Below are 19,693 nucleotides of genomic sequence, written 5' to 3'. Positions count from 1 at the left end.
CTCAACGCTCCCTGACCAGACCGGCGTAAGGGCCTTCGGCCGCCACCAGTGCCTCGTGCCGCCCGCGCTCCACGACCGCGCCGTGTTCGAGCACGACGATCTCGTCGCTGTCCCGTACGGTGCTGAGCCGGTGGGCGATCACCACGCAGGCGCAGCCGCGCCGGCGCAGGTTGTCCATGACGGTCTGCTCCGTCTCCGCGTCCAGGGCACTGGTCACCTCGTCGAGCACCAGGACGCTGGGCCTGCGCACCAACGCCCTCGCGATCTCCAGACGTTGCCGCTGACCGCCGGAGAAGTTCCGCCCGTCCTGCTCGACGCGGCTGTGGATCCCGCCGGGTCGGCGGGTGACGACGTCGTACAGCGCCGCGTCCTGGAGGGCGGCGGCCACCGCGTCGTCGGGGATCGACGGGTCCCACAGCGCCACGTTGTCGCGGACCGTCCCCTCGAAGAGGAACACGTCCTGGTCGACGAAGGAGACGGACGACGCGAGCGCTCCGCGCGGGATGTCCTCCAGGCGTTGGCCGTCGATGCGGATCGTGCCCTCCCACGGCGTGTACAGGCCCGAGATCAGCCGGGACACCGTCGACTTGCCGCTGCCCGAACCGCCGACCAGGGCGACCTGCTGACCCGGTCCGACCGTCAGCGAGAATCCGGTGAGCAGCGGTTCGTCGAGCGGGCTGTAGCCGAACGTGATGTTCTCCAGCTCCACATGACCCCGCAGACGCCGGGTGGACCCGCCGGTGCCCGGGCGGGCGTAGAGCGGATCGGCGCGGAAGTTCTCCACGTCCTTGAGCCGGGCCACGTCGGCCGCGAAGTCCTGGATCCGGCCGGCGACACCGTTGAGCCGGGTGATCGGCGCGGTGAACCGGGTGACCAGCGCCTGGAAGGCGACCAGCAGACCCACGGAGACCTGCCCCTCGACCGCCCGCAGGCCGCCGATCCACAGGATCAGCGCGCTGTTGAGCATGGCCAGCGTGGGGGCGACCACCCCCAGCCACGCGCTCGGCACACCGAGGCGCTGCTGCTCCTCCAGCGTGGTGGCGTGCTGTCCCGCCCACTTGCGGAAGTAGCCGTCCTCGCCACCGGTGGCCTTCATCGTCTCGATCAACTGGAGCCCGGTGTAGGAGGTGTTGGTCAGCCGGGCGGTGTCGGCGCGGAGCTTGGCGGTGCGGGTCGCGCGCAGCCGGATCACCACACGCATCGCCACCACGTTGAGCAGCGCGACACTGATACCGACGGCCGTGAGCTGCGGGTCGTAGGTGTAGAGCAGTACGGCGTACAGGACGACGACGACCGCGTCCACACCCGCCGCGGCGAGATCGCGCGCCAGGGTCTCGGCCACCGCGTCGTTCGACTGGAGCCGCTGCACCAGGTCGGCCGGGCTGCGCTGGGAGAAGAAGGTGACCGGCAGCCGCAGCAGATGGCGCAGGAACCGTGCGCTGGAGAGCGTCGAGGAGATGAGGCGGCCGCGCAGCAGGTTCGCCTGTTGCAGCCAGGTCAGCACCACCGTCAGCAGCACCGAGGCGCCCATCGACGCGAACAGCACACCCAGCAGCGAACTCTGACCGCCGATCAGGTACTGGTCGATGAACGTCCGGCTGAGCGCCGGCACGGCCGCGCCGACCGCCACCAGCAGCAGGCTCGCCAGCACCGCGACGGGCATCGTGCCCGAAGTACCGCGCAGCCGGGCCGGCATGGCACCCAGCACCCCCGGCCTGCGGCCGCCCCTGCGGAACCCGGGGCCCGGCTCCATGACCAGGACGACCCCGGTGAAACTGGTGTCGAAATCCTCCATCGGCACGAAACGACGGCCCTTGCCGGGGTCGTTGACGAACACGCCCCGGCGTCCGAGACGGCGGCCCATGCCGTCGTACACCACATAGTGGTTGAACTCCCAGAACAGGATCGCGGGCCCCCGCACCTCGGCGAGCGCGGCCGTGTCCATCTGCATGCCCTTGGCCGTCAGACCGTAACCGCGCGCCGCCTTCAGCAGGTTGCTCGCGCGCGAGCCGTCCCGCGAGACACCGCAGGCGATACGCAGCTCTTCGAGCGGGACGTGTCGGCCGTGGTGGCCGAGCACCATGGCCAGGGACGCCGCACCGCACTCCACGGCCTCCATCTGGAGCACGGTGGGGGTGCGGACGCTTCCGACCCGGGTCCTGGGCACGCTGCGCCGGGGCGGGGCGGCGCGCCGTCTGCCGCGGGTGTCCGGTGCGGCGCTCACGGCAGGAGCCAGTCGACGGGGCGCTGACCGGCCAGCCGGACCGAGGCCGTGGCCAGGGTCATGGAGGTGAGCGCGTAGGGCGGCCCGTCCGCGGACGACCACTTCAGGCCGCTGCGGGTGGCGGACGACCGGTCGAGGCCGACCAGCACGGCGACAGGCCTGCCCTTCTCGCTGAACTGCTCGCCCAGTTGGGCGTCACCGAGGTAGGCGGCGATCTGCTGCCGGGTCTGCGCGCTGCGGCCCACCGTCTTCACATGACCGCGCAGTACTCCGTACCGCTGGGCGGGCGCCGACTGGACGGTGAGGTCGACGGCGGCGCCGGCGGGAACGGCGGCCGCGCTCGCGGCGGAGACGTACACCGTCGCGTACAGGGGGTCGTCGGCGTGGGCGGCCTTCTCCACGGCGGCGACGTTCGCGCCGGTCGAGATGATCGCGCCCATGGTGGCGGCCAGGGCGGTGACACGCCCCGCGGCGACCGTACGGACGACGGCCGTCTCCCCTCGCGCCGTACGCACCTTCAGTACGGGGGCGTTCGCGGGGAGCCGTTCGCCCTCCTTCGCGAGGACCGCCGTGACCTGCCCGGCGACCGGGCTCTGCAGGATGTAACTGCCCTGCGCGTGGGTGAGCACGGCGGGCGCCGCGACGGTGGGGGTGACGGTGCCGGTCACGGCCCAGACGGAGGCCGCGGCCATGGCGAGGACCGTCACGGACAGGGCGAGCCGGCCCTGTGGGCGGGCGAAGCGCACCGGAAGGTCGAGCTCTTCGGGGGAGCGCAGCTTGGCGAGGGCCTGTTGGCGGAACTGCACGGGACTCTTCTCACCTGTTCGAGAGGCTCACGGAACCCGAGAGTCCCGGAACCGGTGGGGCGGTTCCGGGACTCGGCGGCGTGAAACGCGATCAGAGACCGGCGACCAGGCCGGTGACCGGGGCGGTGTTCAGGCCGGTCACACCCTCGACGGTGCCGATGGCCGTGCCGACGATGCCGGAGACCGGGGCAACGCCGTCCACCAGGCCGGTGACGGTGCCGACGGCGTTCAGCGCGAGGCCACCGGAGACGTTGTCGAGGTCGGCGTCGGAGATCTCGGCGGTCTCGACACGGGGGGTGGAGTTCATGATGGAACTTCCCTTCATATGGATATTCACAAGGGGGAGAGCGGCCCCCTCTGGGGGACAGACGACGGCCGCCACCGCAGGGGTGCGGCTCCCGTTGCCGGGAGCTGTGCTGCGACCTCCGCGGTGCAACGGATCAAAGCACGGCCGCGGGGCGCGCTTCCAATCAACCAGGGCTCTCACCTGGGAACTTGTGCTCCATGGGCGGTGAACCGTGCACGGGTGCACACGCCTCTGCGGCCACTTCTTCACATGCCGCGCGGCATCGATCCACCCTGACCCTTGCCACTCCCGCGCCGAATCGGACAGTCCCGGCCCATCGGCGCGCGGGGGGGCGCGCGACTGTGCAGATCCCCGGTCCGCGGTGACCTCGGTGAGCACGGGCTGTGCAGATTCCCTGAACCCGGGATTCCGCCGCCGCCCGTCGACGGAGCGTCGTCGGGCGGTCGCTTTCCGTGCCGTCCCGGATGCGGCTGTCCTCCTCGGCGGCGCTGTCCGTTCCCTCCAGTTCCCTCCAGTTCCCTCCGGTCCCCTTGGGTCTCGGCGGTCCCGCCTGCGCCGGTCCTGCCTGTCCCGGCGTCCTCCCGGTAGGGGGAATGCCCCGGTTGTCTCCGCAATCGACGCCTTTGGTGAAGTCAACTCCCGCGATTTGCAATGGCAGTTGAACACCCCGGGCGACACACGCGTATCAACGGGCAAGCAGGCGCCCCCTAGTCAGCTGCCGGACGCGGCATCGACCCCGTCCCCAGGAGGTCAAGAGTTGAGTCACAAACGGATACCCAAGCGCAAGGCCGCCATCGCGGTTGGCGGCGTCGCGGCGCTCGGAGCAGCGGCTCTGCTGCTGCCCAACGCCAACGCGTCGCAGTCGAACGGGGATGCCGCCACTCCCAGAACCTTCGCGGCGAACGACGTCTCGGACGTCGCGTCCATGCTGGCCTCCCAACTGGGTGACGCGTTTGCCGGCTCGTACTACGACGCGCAGCGAAAGCAGCTCGTCATCAATGTCGTCGGTAACAACAGCAACGTCGTCAACCAGATCGAGAAGGCCGGCGCGGTGGCCCACCAGGTGCAGAACAGCACCGCCGAGCTGCAGACCGCCGCCAAGACCCTCAAGGCCGACGCGACGATCCCGGGCACGGCGTGGTCCGTCGACCCGAAGACCAACGAGATCCGGGTGACCGCGGACTCCACCGTCACGGGCGACAAGTGGAACACGGTCGAGTCGACCGTCAAGGGCCTCGGTTCCGGCGTGGCGACCCTCTCGAAGTCCGCGGGAACCCTGAAGACCTTCGTCGACGGCGGTGACGCCATCTTCGGCGGCAACGCGCGCTGTTCGCTGGGCTTCAACGTCACCGCGGGCGACGGAACCCCCGCCTTCCTCACCGCGGGCCACTGCGGTGTCGCCGTCGCCGAGTGGTCGGACTCGGCGAACGGTGCGCCCATCGCCACCGTCGACCAGGCCACCTTCCCCGGAGACGGCGACTTCGCCCTCGTCAAGTACGACGACCCGGCCACGCAGACGAACAGCGCCGTCAACGTCGGCAACGGGCAGAGCGTCCAGATCAACCAGGCCGTCGAGGCCGCCGTGGGCCAGCAGGTCTTCCGGATGGGCAGCACCACGGGTCTGCGCGACGGCAACGTGACCGGTCTCAACGCCACCGTGAACTACCCGGAGGGCACCGTCACGGGCCTCATCCAGACCGATGTGTGCGCCGAGCCGGGCGACAGCGGCGGCTCCCTGTTCACCCAGGACGGCGGCGCGGTCGGCCTGACCTCCGGCGGCAGCGGCGACTGCACGGCCGGCGGCGAGACCTTCTTCCAGCCCGTCACCACCGCGCTGGCGGCGGTCGGCGCGACGCTGGGAGCCGGTGACGCGGGTGCGGGTGCGGGTGCGGGTGCGGGCGACGCGGGTGCCGGTGACGCCGGTGCCGGCGGCGCGGTCGACCCGAGCGCGAGCGCCGTGGACCCGGGCGCCGGCGGTGACGCCGTGGACCCGGGCGCCGGCGGTGACGCGGTGGACCCGAGCGCGAGCGCTGTGGATCCGGGCGCCGGCGGTGACGCGGTGGACCCGGGCGCCGGTGACGCGGCGGGCGAGGGTGCCGGCCAGAACGGGACGCACCACCGGTCCCGCAAGCACCAGTAGTCCGGCACCGCCACCCCAGTAGCCGACCGCCGGCGACGGATCGGGCCTCGTGTCCGCCCCCGAAGCCGGTGAGCCCGGCGATCAAGAACCACTGACCGGCCAACGGAACAGGGAATTCCGGTCGACAGTGGACAGGTCCGGCCCTCCGGCGGGAGGGTCGGACCGCTCCTCATACGGCGCCGTTCCCGCCACGCGGCCGTACCCGCAGCAGAAGCAGGGCGACGTCGTCGGGCCGCTCCTGCGTGCTCTCCTCGCCCCGCTGGAGCAGCGTGTCGGCCAGCTCGTCCAGGGGCTGGTGCCCGCTCGCGGCGAGCCGTCGCGCGAGGTCGGCGAGCGCGTCCTCGATGTCGACACCGGGGGATTCGATCAGACCGTCGGTGTACAGGGCGAGCACCGACCCCGGGACGAGCGGCACCGCGGTCGTCGGATAGACGGCGTGGGGGTCGATCCCCAGCAGCGGCCCGCCGGCCAGGTCGAGCACCCTCACCTCACCGTCCGGCCGGAGCAGCAGCGGCGGCGGATGCCCCGCCCTGGCCATCACGGCGACCCCGCGCGCCGGGTCCAGGCGCAGATACAGACAACTGGCGAACAGCTCGGTGCCCAGGTCGATGAGCAGCCGGTTGGTGCTCCCCATCACCTCCTCCGGGGCCTGGCCGACCGCCGTGTACGCGCGGACCGCGGTACGGATCTGCCCCATCAGTCCCGCCGCCGTCACGTTGTGCCCCTGCACGTCCCCGATCACCGCCGCCGCCCGGCCGTGCGAGGACACCAGGTCGTAGAAGTCCCCGCCGATGTCCATGCCCTGGGTCGCGGGCAGATAGCGTGCCGCCGCCTCGACCGAGGCCAGCGGCGGGAGCGAGGCCGGCAGCAGAGCGGCCTGGAGGCCCTGTGCGAGCTGGAGCTTCGCGTCGTAGAGCAGGGCACGCTCCAGTGCCTGGGCGATGAGACCGCTCAGACTGGTCAGCACCGCCCGCTCGTCGGGCGCGAAGTGGTGGGACTGCGTGTACCCGAGGACGCAGGTGCCCACCGGCCGTCCGGAGGCCACCAGCGGCAGATACGCCCACGCGCCCATGCCGTCGGGTGTCGCGTTCCGCGCCGGATACAGCCGCTCCAGCTGCTCGCGCGAGTCGAAGAACGCGGGCACACCGGTGTTCAGCGCCTGGGTGCCCGGGGTCTGCTCGCTCAGCGGCAGCCCGTTGAAGCGCTCCACGATGTGCGCGTCCGGATAACCGCGATGCCCGAGGACGTGCATGCGCCCGGCCCGGCTGGCGAGGACGACCAGGGACTGGCTGCCGACGGCCGGCGAGATCTCGTCCGCCACCAGCTGCACCACGTCCTGCACGCCCGCCGCCTCCGTCAGCGCGCTCGCCAGACTCAGCACGTGGGAGATCGTCACCAGGCGGGGGCTGCCGTCGCGCCGCTGCGGGCCCGCCCGCGTCATCTCGGACACCGGGCGGGCCCGCGAGATCCGCACGCTCAGCCCGCTCGTACTCGGATACAGGCGGAACGAGAGCCAGTCGCCCGGCGGACGCAGCGCGACGAAGGAGGTCACGTGCTGGCTGATCAGCGCCGCCCGGTAGCGGTCCTCGTAGACCGGGTCGTTCAGCCAGGGCACGGCCGCCCACAGCTGGGTGCCCAGGAGACGGCTGACGGGCACCCCGAGCAGCTCGGCCGTCGCCGCGTTGGCGAAGCCGACCCGCCCGTGCAGATCCAGCGAGCACAGCCCGTACGGCAGCCGCCCCACCATCCGCGTGGCCTCCACCGAGCCGAGCGTGCCGCCGGGCGCCTCCGCGGACGGCGTGAGCAGATCCGGCTCGGGGTGCAGCGGCCGGTTCTCCGCGGCGGCACGCTCCAGACGCAGCGCGAGCCGGTCGCAGGCCGCGGTGAGGCGATCGCGTTCCCGGTCGGAGAGGTCGGGCGGATGCGAACCGGGCCAGGTCACGTAGACGGCGCCGTACACCGTGGCCGCCGTCGCCACCGGAAGCGCGACGAGGGCGAAGGGATACGGGAGCACCACCGCGATCCGGGGGTACCTGCGGGCCATCTCGTGCTCGCCGCCCACCCAGATCAGCCGCCGCTCCCGTACCGCCTCGGCGACCGGGATCGGCGCGTTCAGCCCCACGCGCTCCCACGGCGCGGCGAAGGCCCGTGGCAGCCCGGCGGAGACCGCCATCTCCAGCACCGGTTCCTGGGAGGACAGCAGGTAGACGGCTCCCGAGTGGGCGTCCACGTCGTCCAGCATCGAGGCCAGCGTCAGCGACAGCAGCGGACGTCCCACGGGGGCCGGCCGGCCTGCCGGCGCCTGCGCGGCCTCCTGCCCGTCGGACACGGCGACCACCTCCTAGCGGGGCCGTCCACGACTCCGCACCTCCAGGGGTCAAGGCTCCTCCCTGGAGGTCGATCCCGCACGGCGAGCCGACCCGCCCCCGCAGGCCGTCGACCCGCCGTCCCGCCCGGCCGGGACGCGCACCGTCACCTCCGTCACGGGAGCACGGTGTGCCTTCGTCATGGGAGCACGGTGTGCCTTCGTCATGGGAGCACGGTGCGGACGACATGAATCACGACGGATCCGCTTTCGTCGAATCGGCCGTCCCGTATGGGCTCCGCCGCAGGCCCGACGCGTTCGGAACGGTCACAGGGGCTGCGCCCGAGCCCGGGAAGCGCTGTAATGACGGCGTGGTCAGTGAGGGTGCTGCGGAACGCGGAACGAGAAGGTCGCGTGCCGAACTTGCCCTGAAGACGCTCGCCGCGGATCTCGACCCACGTGAACGGCTGCACCGCCTGCTGGAACAGGCACTCGTCTTCACCGGTGCGACCGTGGCCGCCGTGTACTCACCGAGTGTGAGCGGCGGTGAACTGCAGCTGGCCGAGTCCGCGGGGGTGCCCAGGACGCTGTACGGGCTCCGCGACAGCTACCCCCTGTCCGGAGGCTCCCCGGCCGCCGAGGCCCTGCGCTCGGGACTGCCGTGCTGGCTCGGACCCGAGGAGCTCGGGCGCTGCGCCGACGCCCGGCGGCCGGCCTCCCAGGACTTCTCGCTGGCCGTGCTGCCCCTGGGGGACAACGGCTGCCTGGTCGCCGTCAGCGAGCGCCCCGACGGCTTCGGCCCCGAGGACCGGGCCTGCCTCGGGCTGCTCGCCGATGCCGTGGTCTGCCCGCCCGCGCCGCCGCCGGACGACGCGGCGGACCTGCCCGCCAACGCCTTCAGCCTCGCCATGGACACCGGGCACGTCGAGGTCGACCGCGAGGTGCTCGACCTGTTCGGACTGTCCCCCACCACCTTCGACGGCAAGGTCGAGACCCTGCTGTCCATGGCCGTGCCGGAGGACCTCCCGGCCCTGATGTCCGCGGTCGAACCGGACCACATGTCGATCGGCGAACGCGAGCTGGAGTTCCGCATCCGCCAGCCGTCCGGCGGACACAAGTGGCTCCGGCTGCGCGCCCGGCTGCGGCCCTCCGCCGAGGGCCGCCCCGCACGGCTCGTGGGCACCGTCTCCGACGCCTCCAAGCTGCGCTCCGGCCTGAACGACGTGGGCCGCGTCCAGCGGCTCGCGGCCGCGCTGGCCACCGCCGGCACCGTCCGCGACGTCGGCCAGGCCGTCGTCGCCGCCCTGCGCAAACCCCTCCAGGCCGATCGGATCGCCGTCGCCGAGCTGGAGGGCGACCGTCTCGTCGTCACGCTCCTGGACCCGCCTCAGCCGGAGTTCTGGCCGGAGCTGTGGCGCAGTGAATGGCGTTCGGAGTGGCCCGACGCGCCCGTCCGGGCCATGCCCACGCTCGCGGCGGCCCTCAACGAGGGGCGGCCCGCCATCTGGCCCGCGGGCGCGGACCTGGAATCCGCGCTCGCCGAGGTCGGCCCCGGCGGCCTCGCCGTCCTGCCGCTGCCGGCGGGCGGCCGCATGGCGGGCGCCTGCCTGATCGGCTGGGACACCCCGCACGAGTTCGGCCCCGAGGAGCGGGCCCTGCTCACCGCGTCCGCGGGTCTCGCCGGGCAGGCCCTGGTACGCGCCCACGCCTTCGACGCCGAGCACGAACTGATTTCCATGCTCCAGCGGACCCTGCTCCCGCGACGGCTGCCCCGGCTGCCCGGCGCGGTCGCCGTCGCCCGCTATCTGCCCACCACGTCGGGCCTGGACGTCGGCGGCGACTGGTACGACGTCATCCCGCTGCCCGACAACCACGTCGCCCTCGTCATCGGTGACGTGCAGGGGCACAACGCCTCGGCCGCGACCGTCATGGGCCAGATGCGCACCGCCCTGCGCGCCTACGCCGTCGAGGGCCACCCGCCGGACGTGGTGGTCTCGCACGCCAACCGGCTCCTGCTCGATCTGGAGACCGACCTCTTCGCCACCTGCTGCTATGTCGACATCGACATGGAGGAGGGGTCCGCCTGGTATGTGCGCGCCGGACACATCCCGCCCGTGCTGCGTCACCCGGACGGCCGTACCGAGGTCCCCGAGTCGGAGACGGGACCGCCGCTCGGCGTCATCCGCCAGACCGACTTCCCCATGAGCCCGCTGCGGCTCCAGCCCGGCACCATCGTCGCGCTGACCACCGACGGTCTGGTCGAGTCCGTCGAGGTCGACATCGAGGACGGCCTCAAACGTCTCGCCGAGGGTCTGGCCGGCTCCGACCCCGCCCACCTCGGTCTCGTCGCCGACGAACTGCTCACGGGCGCCAACCGCAGCGACGACGTGGCCCTCCTGCTGATGCGGTACGACGGCATGGAGGTCCTGCCGCTCCGCGAGAGCTGGACCGTCTGGCGGGTCCCCGAGGCGGTCCGGCACGCCCGCCGCTACACCCGGCGCGCCCTGCGGACCTGGGGCGTCGGCAAGTACACGGACACCGCCCTGCTGATCGTCTCGGAGCTCGTCACCAACGCCCTGGTGCACACCGACGGCAAGGTCAGGCTCGACCTCACCCTCATCAACCACCGCCTGCGCATCGCGGTCGCCGACAACTCGCCCCGTACGCCGATCAAGCCCACCAGCATCGGCTGGGAGGCCACCGGAGGCCGTGGCATCCTGCTCGTCGAGGCGATGTCGGCGACCTGGGGCACGGTGCCGGTGAGCGGCGGTAAGCAGGTCTGGAGCGAGATCTCGCTCGACTGAGGAGGTGAGGCCGTGCGTCTGCTGCTCATGTCCGACACCCACCTTCCGAAGCGGGCCGGGGAGCTCCCCGCCGCACTGCTCGCCGAACTCCCGTCGGCCGACGTCGTGATCCACGCGGGCGACTGGGTGGACACCGCCACCCTCGACCTGCTGGAGGCCCGTTCCCGGCGGGTCATCGGGGTGTACGGCAACAACGACGGCCCCGGTCTGCGGGCCCGCCTCCCCGAGACCGCCCGCGCCGAGCTGGGTGGCCTGCGCTTCGGTGTCGTCCACGAGACCGGCTCCGCGCACCGGCGCGAACAGCGCTGCGCGCGGCGTTTCCCCGACCTCGACGTGCTGGTCTTCGGCCACAGCCACATTCCCTGGGACAGCACCGCGCCCACCGGCCTGCGCCTGCTCAACCCCGGCTCACCGACCGACCGCCGCCGCGAGCCGTACCGCACGTACATGACCGCGACGGTGACCGGCGACGGCCGGCTCGCCGAGGTGACCCTGCACCGGCTGCCTCCGCGCAGCGGCTGATCCCACGGTCACGGGCCGCCGGACGCGGGTCAGCCGGCGCCGGGCGCGGCTCACCGCGGATGGATCGCCCCGCCCCTGGCCGTCAGGGGCAGCCCGCTGCCGCCCCAGCGCAGCGCGATGATCTCCGCGGCGACGGACACGGCCACCTCCTCCGGTGTACGGGCGCCGAGGTCGAGGCCGACGGGGGAGCGCAGCCGGGACAACTCGCGCTCCGGGACACCGGCCGCGCGCAGCCGTTCCAGGCGGTCGTCGTGGGTGCGGCGGCTGCCCATCGCCCCGATGTACGCGGCCGGGCGGCGCAGCGCCTCCTCCAGCAGGGGCACGTCGAACTTGGGGTCGTGCGTCAGGACGCAGATCACCGTGTGCGCGTCGGTCGTCGTGCCGCGCAGGTAGTGGTGCGGCCAGTCCACGACGACCTCCGCACCCGCCGGGAAGCGCTCGGGCGTGGCGAACGCCGGACGGGCGTCGCACACCGTGACCCGGTAGCCGAGGAAGGCTCCGATGCGGGCCACGGCGGAGGCGTAGTCGATGGCGCCGAAGACCAGCATGCGCGGAGGCGGTGCGAAGGAGTGCAGGAAAACGGTGACGGCGTCCTCGCGCCGCTCACCGTGCGGCCCGTAGTGCCGACGCCCCGTCGCCCCCTGGGCCAGTTCCCCCCGCGCGTCGGCGGCGACGGCGGCATCCAGCCCCCCGGACCCGAGCGACCCGGCAGTCCCGGCGTCCGGGTCCGCCGGCCCGGGCGGGGCGGAGGCGGCGCCGTCCGGGCCCGCCGAGCCGGGTGCGCCGTCCGGGCCGGTGACGGTCGCCGAGCCGGGGGGCCCGCTCTCGGCCGGGGTCTCGTCAGGCCGGACGGCCAGCGTCGCCCCCCGTGGCGCCGGGCCGTCCAGTACCGTCGCCAGCGTCACCGGGCGGCCCGCCGCCACCGACTCGGCCACCGCCGCGAAGGCCGGATCGTCGGCGGCCGACACCCGCCGGACCAGCAGGGTGATCTCTCCGCCGCAGGTGAGTCCCACGGCGAAGGCGTCCTCGTCGCTGTACCCGAACGTCTCCAGACGGGCCTCGCCCGAGGCGGTCACCTCCCGGGCCAGCTCGAAGACCGCGCCCTCGACACAGCCGCCGGACACACTGCCCACGATCTCGTCGCCCGGGCCGACCGCCATGGCCGCGCCCGGGTCGCGGGGCGCGCTGCGGTCGACCGCCACCACCGTGGCCAGCCCGAAGGGCGATCCGGCCGCGTACCACTCGTACAGCGCGGGGAGGATGTCGCGCATCGTCCGCTCCTCTCTCCGCGGGGCCGGGCCTTCGCGGGGATCCGGTCACCTCGAAGGACCAGGATCCGGTCACCTCCAAGGATCCGTCCCGCGGCGAGGTTTCGTTGAGCGTTAATACGTTGCCGTCGCGCGTGGCCGCCTGCTGCACACGGTCGGGTCATCGACGAGATCGGCAGCGTCGACGACGGGAACACCCGGGGCCGACGCGCGGCGAGGGCGAGCTGGAATGCTCCTTCGACCACTACGCGCCCGTGCCGCGGGGCGCGATCCCGGGCCGTCCCCGGACCGACCTGAACCCGCTGGACCGCAAGGAGTACCTGCTGAACCTGACGCGCAGGGTCGGAGGGTGAGCCGGCCGGCCGTGCTGCCGGCCCTGTGCGCCCAGGCGGGTGAAACGAGAAACTTACTCATGAGTCAGAGGTGTTGACGGCTCCTGATGCCGGCGGGACTGTTGTGGACATGACGAAGTTACGTGCGCGTCTGCTCGGCGTCCTCGTACTCCTCACCGGTCTCCTCACGGCGGCGGGCACCCCGCCCGCCGCCGCGGACGGACTCCCCGACTCCCTCTGGTTCGACCAGCCGGCCGCCGCCGCCCTCACGGTCGTGAACGGCCGCTTCACCGACGGCCTGGGCCGCGAGGTCGTCCTGCGCGGCTACAACGTCTCCGGCGAGACCAAGCTGGAGGAGAACAGCGGACTGCCCTTCGCCTCGGTCGCCGACGCGGCGAAGTCCGCCACGGCGCTGCGCGCCCTCGGCGGCGGCAACTCCGTGCGCCTCCTGCTCTCCTGGGCGCACGCCGAACCGGTCCGCGGCCAGGTCGACAACGCCTACCTCGCCGCGGTCACCGACCAGATGCGAGCCTTCCTCGACGCGGGAATCCGTGTCTTCCCCGACTTCCACCAGGACCTCTACTCCCGCCACCTCTTCAACCAGGGAAGCTGGTACGCGGGCGACGGCGCCCCCAAGTGGGCCGTGACCGCGGGCGGTTACCCGCAGGAGTCCTGCGGCCTCTGCCTCTTCTGGGGCCAGAACATCACCCAGAACAACGCCGTCAAGGCCGCACAGTACGACTTCTGGCACAACTCCTGCGGACTCCAGGACGCCTTCCTCACCACGGCCCAGGCCACCATGACGTACGTCCGGCAGCACCTCACCACGGCCGAGTTCGCGGGCGTCGCCGGCTTCGACCCGTACAACGAGCCCTACGCGGGCAGTTACGACTCGGGCCAGACCAGCCGCACCTGGGAACGCGACCTGCTCTGGCCGTTCTACGGGAAGTTCCGGGCCCGCATGGACGCGGCCGGCTGGCAGGACAAGCCCGCCTTCGTGGAACCCAACCTCTTCTGGAACGCCAACATCACCTCCCAGAAGCAGGAGGGCGGACTGCTCGACGCGGGCACCCTCGGCCCGCGCTATGTGTTCAACACCCACTTCTACGACCAGAAGGCCATCTCGGGCATCCTCATGTGGGGCAAGGCGGGAGACGGCCAGTACACCGGCGACTTCGGCACCGTGCGGAACCGGGCCACCGCCGCCGGGACGGCGGCCGTCGTCTCCGAGTTCGGCCACCCGCTCTCCGGAACGGTCTCGGACAAGGCCCCGACCGTCGACAAGGCGATGTACCAGGCCCTCGACTCCCGGCTCTCCGGGTCCGGCTGGTGGTCAGGAGCGGCCTCGTCCGGACCGGTCCTGTCGGGTACCCAGTGGCAGTGGGACATCTACAGCGGCCGGCACCACGAGCTGATGAACGACAACCCGAGCAAGGTCCTGACCTCGGGCGACGCCTGGAACGACGAGGACATGTCCGCCGTACGCCTCGACGACTCGGGCACGGCCGTGCTGCGCCAGGACGCCCGGCTCCTCGACCGCCTCTACCCCGGTGCCACCGCGGGCTCCGCCCTCGCCTTCACCTACGAGGACCGCTCCCGCGACGGCTCCACCACCCTGACCTGGAACCCGGTCCCCCCGACCCTTCCGCAGGTCTCCCAGCTCGTGGGAACGGGCCAGTACGGCCTGCTCGTCTGGCGCTCCGACGGCGGGTCCGCCCCGACGGAACTCCATCTGCCGGCCTCGTTCCCCTCCTCGGCCACGACGGTGGTGTCCGACCTCGGAGCGCTGGTCTCCCCGCCCGCCTACACCTCGGCCACGCCCGTCGCCGTGGCTCCCGAGCCGGGCGGCACCGGTAGCCGCCGTCTCCTGCTCACCGCGTCCGGCCCGGGAACCGTGCACTACGCGCTGGTCACGAACGGGGCGAGCGCCCCGTCCGCCGCCCTGCTGAGCGGGGCCCGGACCGAACTCGCCGCCTGGGCCGCCGCGCGTTTCGGCTGAGCGCCGTCGCCGCTCCCGGCCTCCCGGTACGGCCGGGAGGCCGGGACCGGCGGGCCTTCCTGGAGGGACGCGCTGCCGACCTCCAGGAAGGCCGGCCATGAGTCCGTACGGGATCCGTCCCGTACGAGCCGCCGGAGAACTGTCACTGCTGTCGGAGTTGCGGGACCGGGGGCTGTCGGAGCTGTGGGGCCGGGCCCGGAAGCCTGGAGGTCCTCAGAGCCGCCCGCGGTGTTCGAGCCGGTCGAGGGCCTTTGCCACCGGGGTCACCCCGTCCTCCGCGCGAAGGCGTTCCGCCAGGTTCCGCGCGCTTCGCCGGAACGCGGGATCCGTGGTCGCCCGGACCAGGGCCGGCGCCAGCCGCTCCGCGCGCAGCCCGCGTGGCGACAGGACGCCGGGCGCGACCCCGAGCGCGACGAGCCGCGCCGCCCAGAAACCCTCGTCGAACTGGACCGGCACGGGCACCGCGGGCACCCCGGCCCGCAGCCCCGCCGCGGTCGTACCGGCCCCGGCGTGATGCACCACCGCCGCCGTCCGGGGAAACAGGATCGAGTGGGGCACCTCTCCGACGGTGAACATGTCGTCACCGGTGGCGCGCAGCTCACCCCACCCCCGCTGGATCACCCCGCGCAGCCCGGCGGCCCGCAGGGCACGTACGATCTCGCCGCTCAGCCGTCCGGGATCGGGGACCGTCGCGCTGCCCAGGCCCACGAAGACGGGAGCGGGGCCCGCGTCCAGGAAGTCCTCCAGCGCGGAGGGGAGCCGGGCGTCCTGGCCGTCGTAGGGCCACCAGTAGCCGCAGACGTCGAGCCCGCGTCTCCAGTCCCGCGGCCGGGGGACCACCAGAGGGCTGAACCCGTGGTGCACCGGCCAGGCCCGCCGTTCGCGGGCGCGACGGGCGGCGAGGGGACCCATGGGCGGCAGGCCGAGTTCCTCGCGCAGGTTCCGCACCGCCTCCGCGTAGACGCGCTCGACGGCCAGGTTCACCCCGTACCCGGCCGCCCGGTTGACCGTGGGCCCCCAGGAGCCGGCACCGGCCACCGGGGGCGCGAACTCCCTCGTCGGCGCCAGCGGCTGGAGATGCACTCCCATGCTGGGCAGGCCCAGCCCCTCCGCGACGGCGTACCCGAGCGGTCCCAGCGAACCGGCCAGTAGGAGGACGTCGCTGGAGCGGGCGGCCGCGATCATGTCGTCGGTCAGCCGCCCGACGAGCGACCGGGCGATTCCCGCCAGCCTGATGATCTTCCCGGCGCCCGTGACGCTCCGGTGGAGCCGCCGCCCTCGCCCGGACTCCAGTTCGGCCCGCGGATCGACGGGCAGCGCGTGGAACCCCACCCCCGAACCCGGTACCAGGCCCGCGAAGCATCCGTGCGTCACCAGGGTCACGTCGTGCCCGGCCCGCACCAGGCCGCGCCCGAGTCCGGTGAACGGGGCCACGTCGCCCCGTGAACCCGCGGTCAGGATCGCCACTCGCACGAGATCCAGTATGGCGAGGTCCGTGGCCTTTGCCGCTTCGCCGGTCGGAAGGGCTCTCAAGGAACCGGCCATGGCGGAAAGTTGCTCTGGCTCGCCATCATGGCGAATGATCGAATCAGCGCTCGAACAATTCAGTGGTGGGGGTGGGCTGCGTGCGGGCGAAGTCGTACATGGATCTGCATCGGGAGATGTCCGCGGGCATCGAGGCGGAGCGCGCGTCCGCGCTCGGCATGCTGGGACCGTCGGCCGTGTCCGTCCGGGCCGCGGTCGCCGAACTCCTGGAACACCGGACCTTCGCCTACCCTCTGTCCGTGCTGCCGGTGATCGTCCACGCCGTGGAGACGGGGGCGACCGGACCGGCCGTTCCGCTGGCCGTCGTCCACGAACTGTGGTGGACCTCCGCGTGCTACCTGGACGACCTCGCCGACGGCCAGGCCGTCTTCGCCGCCGGCGGTCTCGGCGAGAGCGAGGCGCTGCTCGCCACGGTCATCAGCGGAATTCCGCTTCCCCTGCTCGTCGTTCAGTCGCCGCGGATCCCCGAGAAGGCGCGCGGCCCGCTGTCGGCCGAGGTCGTGAGGTGCTGGATCACCGCGACCGAGGGGCAGTTGAGGGACCTGCGCGCGGACGCGGACGCGGCCACCCGCGACGCCGTGGTCACGGCCTACCTCGGGAAGTCCGGCGCCCCGTTCAGCATGGTCACCGCCATGGCCGCGCTGCTGGCCGACCGCCCGGACGAACGAGTCGAGCTCTGGCGGGAGTTCGGCAACGTCCTCGGCGTTCTGTGGCAGCTCTTCAACGATCAGCAGGACATCCTGACCGGCCGCAACGAAGACCTCGCGAACGGCACGGTGACCTATCTGCTGGCGTGCGCGGTGGAGAGCGCCGGACGGGACCGCGCGGGCGACGTCCTGGAACTGCACGCCGCCGCACGCCACTCGACCGATGCCCGAGCGGCGCTCGCCGGCCTCCTTCTCGCACCGGACGTGCTGCGCCGCTACGAGGAGGACATCGGCGTCTTCCGCGACCGGGCCCACCGCCTCCTGGACGAACTCGGGGGCGACAGGGCCTATTCGGACGTCCTGCACGACCTCGTGGACCGGGCCTCCCCGATGCTGCTGCGGGTGGCCGAGTCCGTCGCCCGAGCGGTCGCGCCCCAGCTCTGACGGCGACCCGGTCCCTCTGCGAGCCGGCACGAGGCGGACGCGTGGCACTCACCGGGGCCGGATGCGAAGCCTTCGGGCGGTACGGGCCGCCGGGGGACGCGGATACGAACGCGCGGTCCGCAGGATCGAGTCCAGCAGGGAGGCGGACACCCGCAGACCCGCCGCGGAGACCGCGTGCCGCCGTCGGGACCGGTCCGGGCGTGAACTCCCCATCGCCGCGCCCGCGGAGAAGGTCCAGGTCAGACGAGACGTGACCTGGACCTTCGGCCAGTTCCTCCCTACTCGTCCCATGCCTGTACCAGTGTCTGCTCGACGATCTTGCCGTCGCGCAACGACATCATCGACGTGCTCATCACCCGCACCCCGTCCGCGTACACGCAGGTCTCGGTGTAGGCGACGTGGTCGCCCTGGACGACGCAACGGTCCATCTTGTGCGTCATGTCCCGGCTGTAGACGTCGTCGAGCATCTCGGCGATCTCGGCGCGACCGTGTTTGACCATCGGGTGGCTGGGCTGGGTGTTGCGGTCGACGATGCGCAGTTCCGCGTCGTCCGCGTAGAGCGACAGCAGATCTGCCGCGCTGTCTCCTTCAATGCCCCGGCGCAGCGCCTCGGTGTCGAAGGCGGGGGCTGCCGCTGTGCCCATGGGGACCTCCTCAGGAAGGCGTGGACCGGCCACGAGCCGGCCGCGAAGCGCCTCAGTATCGAGCGTCCTCCGCCTCGGGGCCCACGGCAAACGCAAGGGGCCCGGTGCGCCTCCCGGGTGAGCGCGCACCCCGGGCCGTGTCCGCTCCGGGGCCCGCGCGTTGCTGATTGCATGATCTCAACACGACGTATCGTCGCCGCCGTTGGTCTCGCCGTCGGCGTCACGGGACTTGTCGCGCCGATGGCTACGGCCGCGGGCTCCGAGGCCCACGACGCCGGGAAGACGAACCCCGTCGCCACGCTCGACTCGCTCGCGACGAGCGACATCCCCGCCGAGGAGCAGGCCGGGCTTCCGCGGCCCTCCGTCCAGGTCGCGGGTCTGAACCGGACGAACGACCTGAACCAGTTGCACCGGATCACCGACCTCACCGCACCCGTCACGGGGCTGCTCCCGGGCATCGGGGGCTAGGGCCCCGGCAGGCGTCGACAGCGGCGGCACCCCCTCAGCCCCGTGCCGAGGGGATGTCCGCGCCGCGTCCGCGTACCGCCGTGCGGAACGCGATGGGAGCCTGCCCGGCACGCTGGTGGAAGTACTTGGCGAAGTTCGTGGCGCTGGAGAAGCCGAGCTGCGCGGCGATGCGGGCGGCGGCCAGGTCGGTGTGGGCGAGGAGCCGCTTGGCTTCCAGGATCACTCTGCGGTCGATGAACTCCTTGGCGCCGATGCCCGCCGATTCGAGGGCGGCCCGGGACAGCGTGCGGGCCGAGTAGCCGAGGGTGAGGGCGTAGTCGTCCACCCGCCGGGTGCGCGCGAAGTCCCGCTCGACGGTCGCGCGGAAGCGGAGAAAGGTTTCGCCGGGTCCGGTGGGAGGGGGGTCCGATCCCTCCAGATGGGTCAGGCGCAGGATCAGCACGTCCAGCAGATGACGCAGTACGGCGCCTCGCGCGTCGCGCGGCAGCCGCCCGGGTGCCCGGAACTCGTGCACCAGATGCTCGGTCGCCACCCGCAACGAGGTGGCGACCTCGCCTTCGGGGGTGCGCAGCACGCGGGCGTGCGGGTCGTCGAGCCGGGCCGCGCGGACGGTGGCCGCGCCCGGGAAGTCCCGCTCGAAGGCGATCAGCGTCCCCTCGGTCCCCGTGAGGTCCCCCCACTGCAGGACCTGCCCGGGGCGCGTCCACAGCCAGGTGCCCCGCTCGACGTCATGGGCGGTGAAGTCCACGCTCTGGCGCAGTGTGCCGGAGGCCAGCGTGAGCACCTGGTGGAAGGCGGGACGCTGCGGCGCGCCGAGATCGGTGCCGTGGGCACGGGTCCGGGCGCGCAGCGCGGCGAGCGAGATCACCTCCAGGCCGACGGGTGGGCCGACGGGGGCCGCGAAGACGGGTCCGGGGGTGGCCTGCCCGGCCGGGTGTGAGTTGTTGACCATGATCAGTCGCCTGCGTATCCGGGTGGGACGTGCCTCGCCGCCCGGTCGGGGGTGGCGGCGTGCGGACGACCGCCCCGGGGCGGAAGGAAGGCATCACCATAGAGGAGAGCCGGGCCGTCGCCAAGGAACCGCCGCGGGCTTCTTCGCCGGGCGTGGTGGAGGGGCGCCGTCCGGACGCCGGGGTGTGGCCACCGGGCCGGGGTCGTTCCGAGGCGGGTGCCGGGTGCCGGGTGCCGGGTGCGGGGTGCCGGGTGCCGGGGGTGCGGTCCGGGTGCCGGGCCGTGGT

Annotated in this window: 14 protein-coding genes; 6 read left to right on the top strand and 8 right to left on the bottom strand. The window is 72.8% G+C overall.

Annotation, left to right across the window (positions count from 1 at the left end; all coding sequences use genetic code 11):
• Position 1: 1 nt before the first annotated feature.
• The 3 genes from ACFYW9_RS04435 to ACFYW9_RS04425 all read right to left on the bottom strand — a co-directional run bounded on the left by ACFYW9_RS04435 (position 2) and on the right by ACFYW9_RS04425 (position 3,337).
• Entirely contained in the window at positions 2 to 2,224 is a 2,223-nt protein-coding gene (locus ACFYW9_RS04435; protein ID WP_389144576.1) for an NHLP family bacteriocin export ABC transporter peptidase/permease/ATPase subunit, read from the bottom strand.
• Positions 2,221 to 3,030 (bottom strand): HlyD family efflux transporter periplasmic adaptor subunit, encoded by an 810-nt coding sequence (locus ACFYW9_RS04430; protein ID WP_389144573.1) that lies wholly within the window; start codon positions 3,028 to 3,030, stop codon positions 2,221 to 2,223. Before ACFYW9_RS04430 ends, ACFYW9_RS04435 begins: the two co-directional genes overlap by 4 nt.
• A 91-nt stretch (positions 3,031 to 3,121) precedes the next feature.
• The gene (locus ACFYW9_RS04425; protein WP_326783939.1) at positions 3,122 to 3,337 is read right to left on the bottom strand and encodes a type A2 lantipeptide; all 216 of its coding nucleotides are present in this window, start codon (positions 3,335 to 3,337) and stop codon (positions 3,122 to 3,124) included.
• 757 nt (positions 3,338 to 4,094) lie between these two features.
• On the opposite strand from ACFYW9_RS04425, the gene ACFYW9_RS04420 reads away from it, so the two are divergent.
• Positions 4,095 to 5,477 (top strand): S1 family peptidase, encoded by a 1,383-nt coding sequence (locus ACFYW9_RS04420; protein WP_389144569.1) that lies wholly within the window; start codon positions 4,095 to 4,097, stop codon positions 5,475 to 5,477.
• 169 nt (positions 5,478 to 5,646) lie between these two features.
• On the opposite strand, the gene ACFYW9_RS04415 is transcribed toward ACFYW9_RS04420, so the two are convergent.
• A complete protein-coding gene (locus tag ACFYW9_RS04415; RefSeq protein ID WP_389144566.1) occupies positions 5,647 to 7,815 on the bottom strand; it encodes a SpoIIE family protein phosphatase in 2,169 nt (722 codons plus the stop codon).
• Positions 7,816 to 8,153: 338 nt separating this feature from the next.
• Between ACFYW9_RS04415 and ACFYW9_RS04410 the strand changes: the two genes are divergently transcribed.
• On the top strand, positions 8,154 to 10,586 hold the full coding sequence (locus tag ACFYW9_RS04410) for a SpoIIE family protein phosphatase (RefSeq protein ID WP_389144563.1): 2,433 nt from the start codon (positions 8,154 to 8,156) through the stop codon (positions 10,584 to 10,586).
• A gap of 12 nt (positions 10,587 to 10,598) precedes the next feature.
• The gene (locus tag ACFYW9_RS04405; protein WP_389144560.1) at positions 10,599 to 11,108 is read left to right on the top strand and encodes a metallophosphoesterase family protein; all 510 of its coding nucleotides are present in this window, start codon (positions 10,599 to 10,601) and stop codon (positions 11,106 to 11,108) included.
• 50 nt (positions 11,109 to 11,158) lie between these two features.
• Here ACFYW9_RS04405 and ACFYW9_RS04400 read toward each other — a convergent pair whose 3' ends face one another.
• Complete coding sequence (locus ACFYW9_RS04400; protein ID WP_389144557.1) at positions 11,159 to 12,379, bottom strand: XdhC family protein; 1,221 nt, start codon at positions 12,377 to 12,379, stop codon at positions 11,159 to 11,161.
• A gap of 459 nt (positions 12,380 to 12,838) precedes the next feature.
• Between ACFYW9_RS04400 and ACFYW9_RS04395 the strand changes: the two genes are divergently transcribed.
• On the top strand, positions 12,839 to 14,707 hold the full coding sequence (locus tag ACFYW9_RS04395; RefSeq protein ID WP_389144554.1) for a cellulase family glycosylhydrolase: 1,869 nt from the start codon (positions 12,839 to 12,841) through the stop codon (positions 14,705 to 14,707).
• A gap of 213 nt (positions 14,708 to 14,920) precedes the next feature.
• On the opposite strand, the gene ACFYW9_RS04390 is transcribed toward ACFYW9_RS04395, so the two are convergent.
• Complete coding sequence (locus ACFYW9_RS04390; protein WP_389144806.1) at positions 14,921 to 16,165, bottom strand: glycosyltransferase; 1,245 nt, start codon at positions 16,163 to 16,165, stop codon at positions 14,921 to 14,923.
• A 185-nt stretch (positions 16,166 to 16,350) separates the two neighbouring features.
• Between ACFYW9_RS04390 and ACFYW9_RS04385 the strand changes: the two genes are divergently transcribed.
• Positions 16,351 to 17,343, top strand: a complete 993-nt coding sequence (locus ACFYW9_RS04385; protein WP_389144550.1) for a polyprenyl synthetase family protein — start codon at positions 16,351 to 16,353, stop codon at positions 17,341 to 17,343.
• A 278-nt stretch (positions 17,344 to 17,621) separates the two neighbouring features.
• Here the strand turns inward: ACFYW9_RS04385 and ACFYW9_RS04380 are convergent, their stop codons facing one another.
• Positions 17,622 to 17,987 (bottom strand): nuclear transport factor 2 family protein, encoded by a 366-nt coding sequence (locus ACFYW9_RS04380; protein WP_389144547.1) that lies wholly within the window; start codon positions 17,985 to 17,987, stop codon positions 17,622 to 17,624.
• A 171-nt stretch (positions 17,988 to 18,158) separates the two neighbouring features.
• Here ACFYW9_RS04380 and ACFYW9_RS04375 point away from each other — a divergent pair, with 171 nt between their 5' ends.
• Positions 18,159 to 18,455: a hypothetical protein gene (locus ACFYW9_RS04375; RefSeq protein ID WP_389144544.1), complete on the top strand. Its 297-nt coding sequence runs from the start codon at positions 18,159 to 18,161 to the stop codon at positions 18,453 to 18,455.
• A 34-nt stretch (positions 18,456 to 18,489) separates the two neighbouring features.
• Here the strand turns inward: ACFYW9_RS04375 and ACFYW9_RS04370 are convergent, their stop codons facing one another.
• Positions 18,490 to 19,407 carry a helix-turn-helix transcriptional regulator gene (locus ACFYW9_RS04370; protein WP_389144541.1) on the bottom strand — a complete coding sequence of 306 codons (918 nt, stop codon included), beginning with the start codon at positions 19,405 to 19,407 and terminating at the stop codon, positions 18,490 to 18,492.
• Positions 19,408 to 19,693: the final 286 nt, after the last annotated feature.

Origin of the sequence: Streptomyces sp. NPDC002698, assembly GCF_042888945.1 — a bacterium.
Lineage (GTDB): Bacteria > Actinomycetota > Actinomycetes > Streptomycetales > Streptomycetaceae > Streptomyces.
The sequence above is the reverse complement of the archived record's forward strand: the minus strand, read 5'-3'. Positions and strand labels throughout refer to the sequence as shown.

Excerpts from the sequence above, each read along its gene's own strand:
- ACFYW9_RS04370 (WP_389144541.1), bottom strand. The coding sequence starts at position 19,407 with ATGGTCAACAACTCACACCCGGCCGGGCAGGCCACCCCCGGACCCGTC.
- ACFYW9_RS04385 (WP_389144550.1), top strand. The coding sequence starts at position 16,351 with ATGGATCTGCATCGGGAGATGTCCGCGGGCATCGAGGCGGAGCGCGCG.
- ACFYW9_RS04380 (WP_389144547.1), bottom strand. The coding sequence starts at position 17,987 with ATGGGCACAGCGGCAGCCCCCGCCTTCGACACCGAGGCGCTGCGCCGG.
- ACFYW9_RS04400 (WP_389144557.1), bottom strand. The coding sequence starts at position 12,379 with ATGCGCGACATCCTCCCCGCGCTGTACGAGTGGTACGCGGCCGGATCG.
- ACFYW9_RS04425 (WP_326783939.1), bottom strand. The coding sequence starts at position 3,337 with ATGAACTCCACCCCCCGTGTCGAGACCGCCGAGATCTCCGACGCCGAC.
- ACFYW9_RS04375 (WP_389144544.1), top strand. The coding sequence starts at position 18,159 with ATGATCTCAACACGACGTATCGTCGCCGCCGTTGGTCTCGCCGTCGGC.
- ACFYW9_RS04395 (WP_389144554.1), top strand. The coding sequence starts at position 12,839 with ATGACGAAGTTACGTGCGCGTCTGCTCGGCGTCCTCGTACTCCTCACC.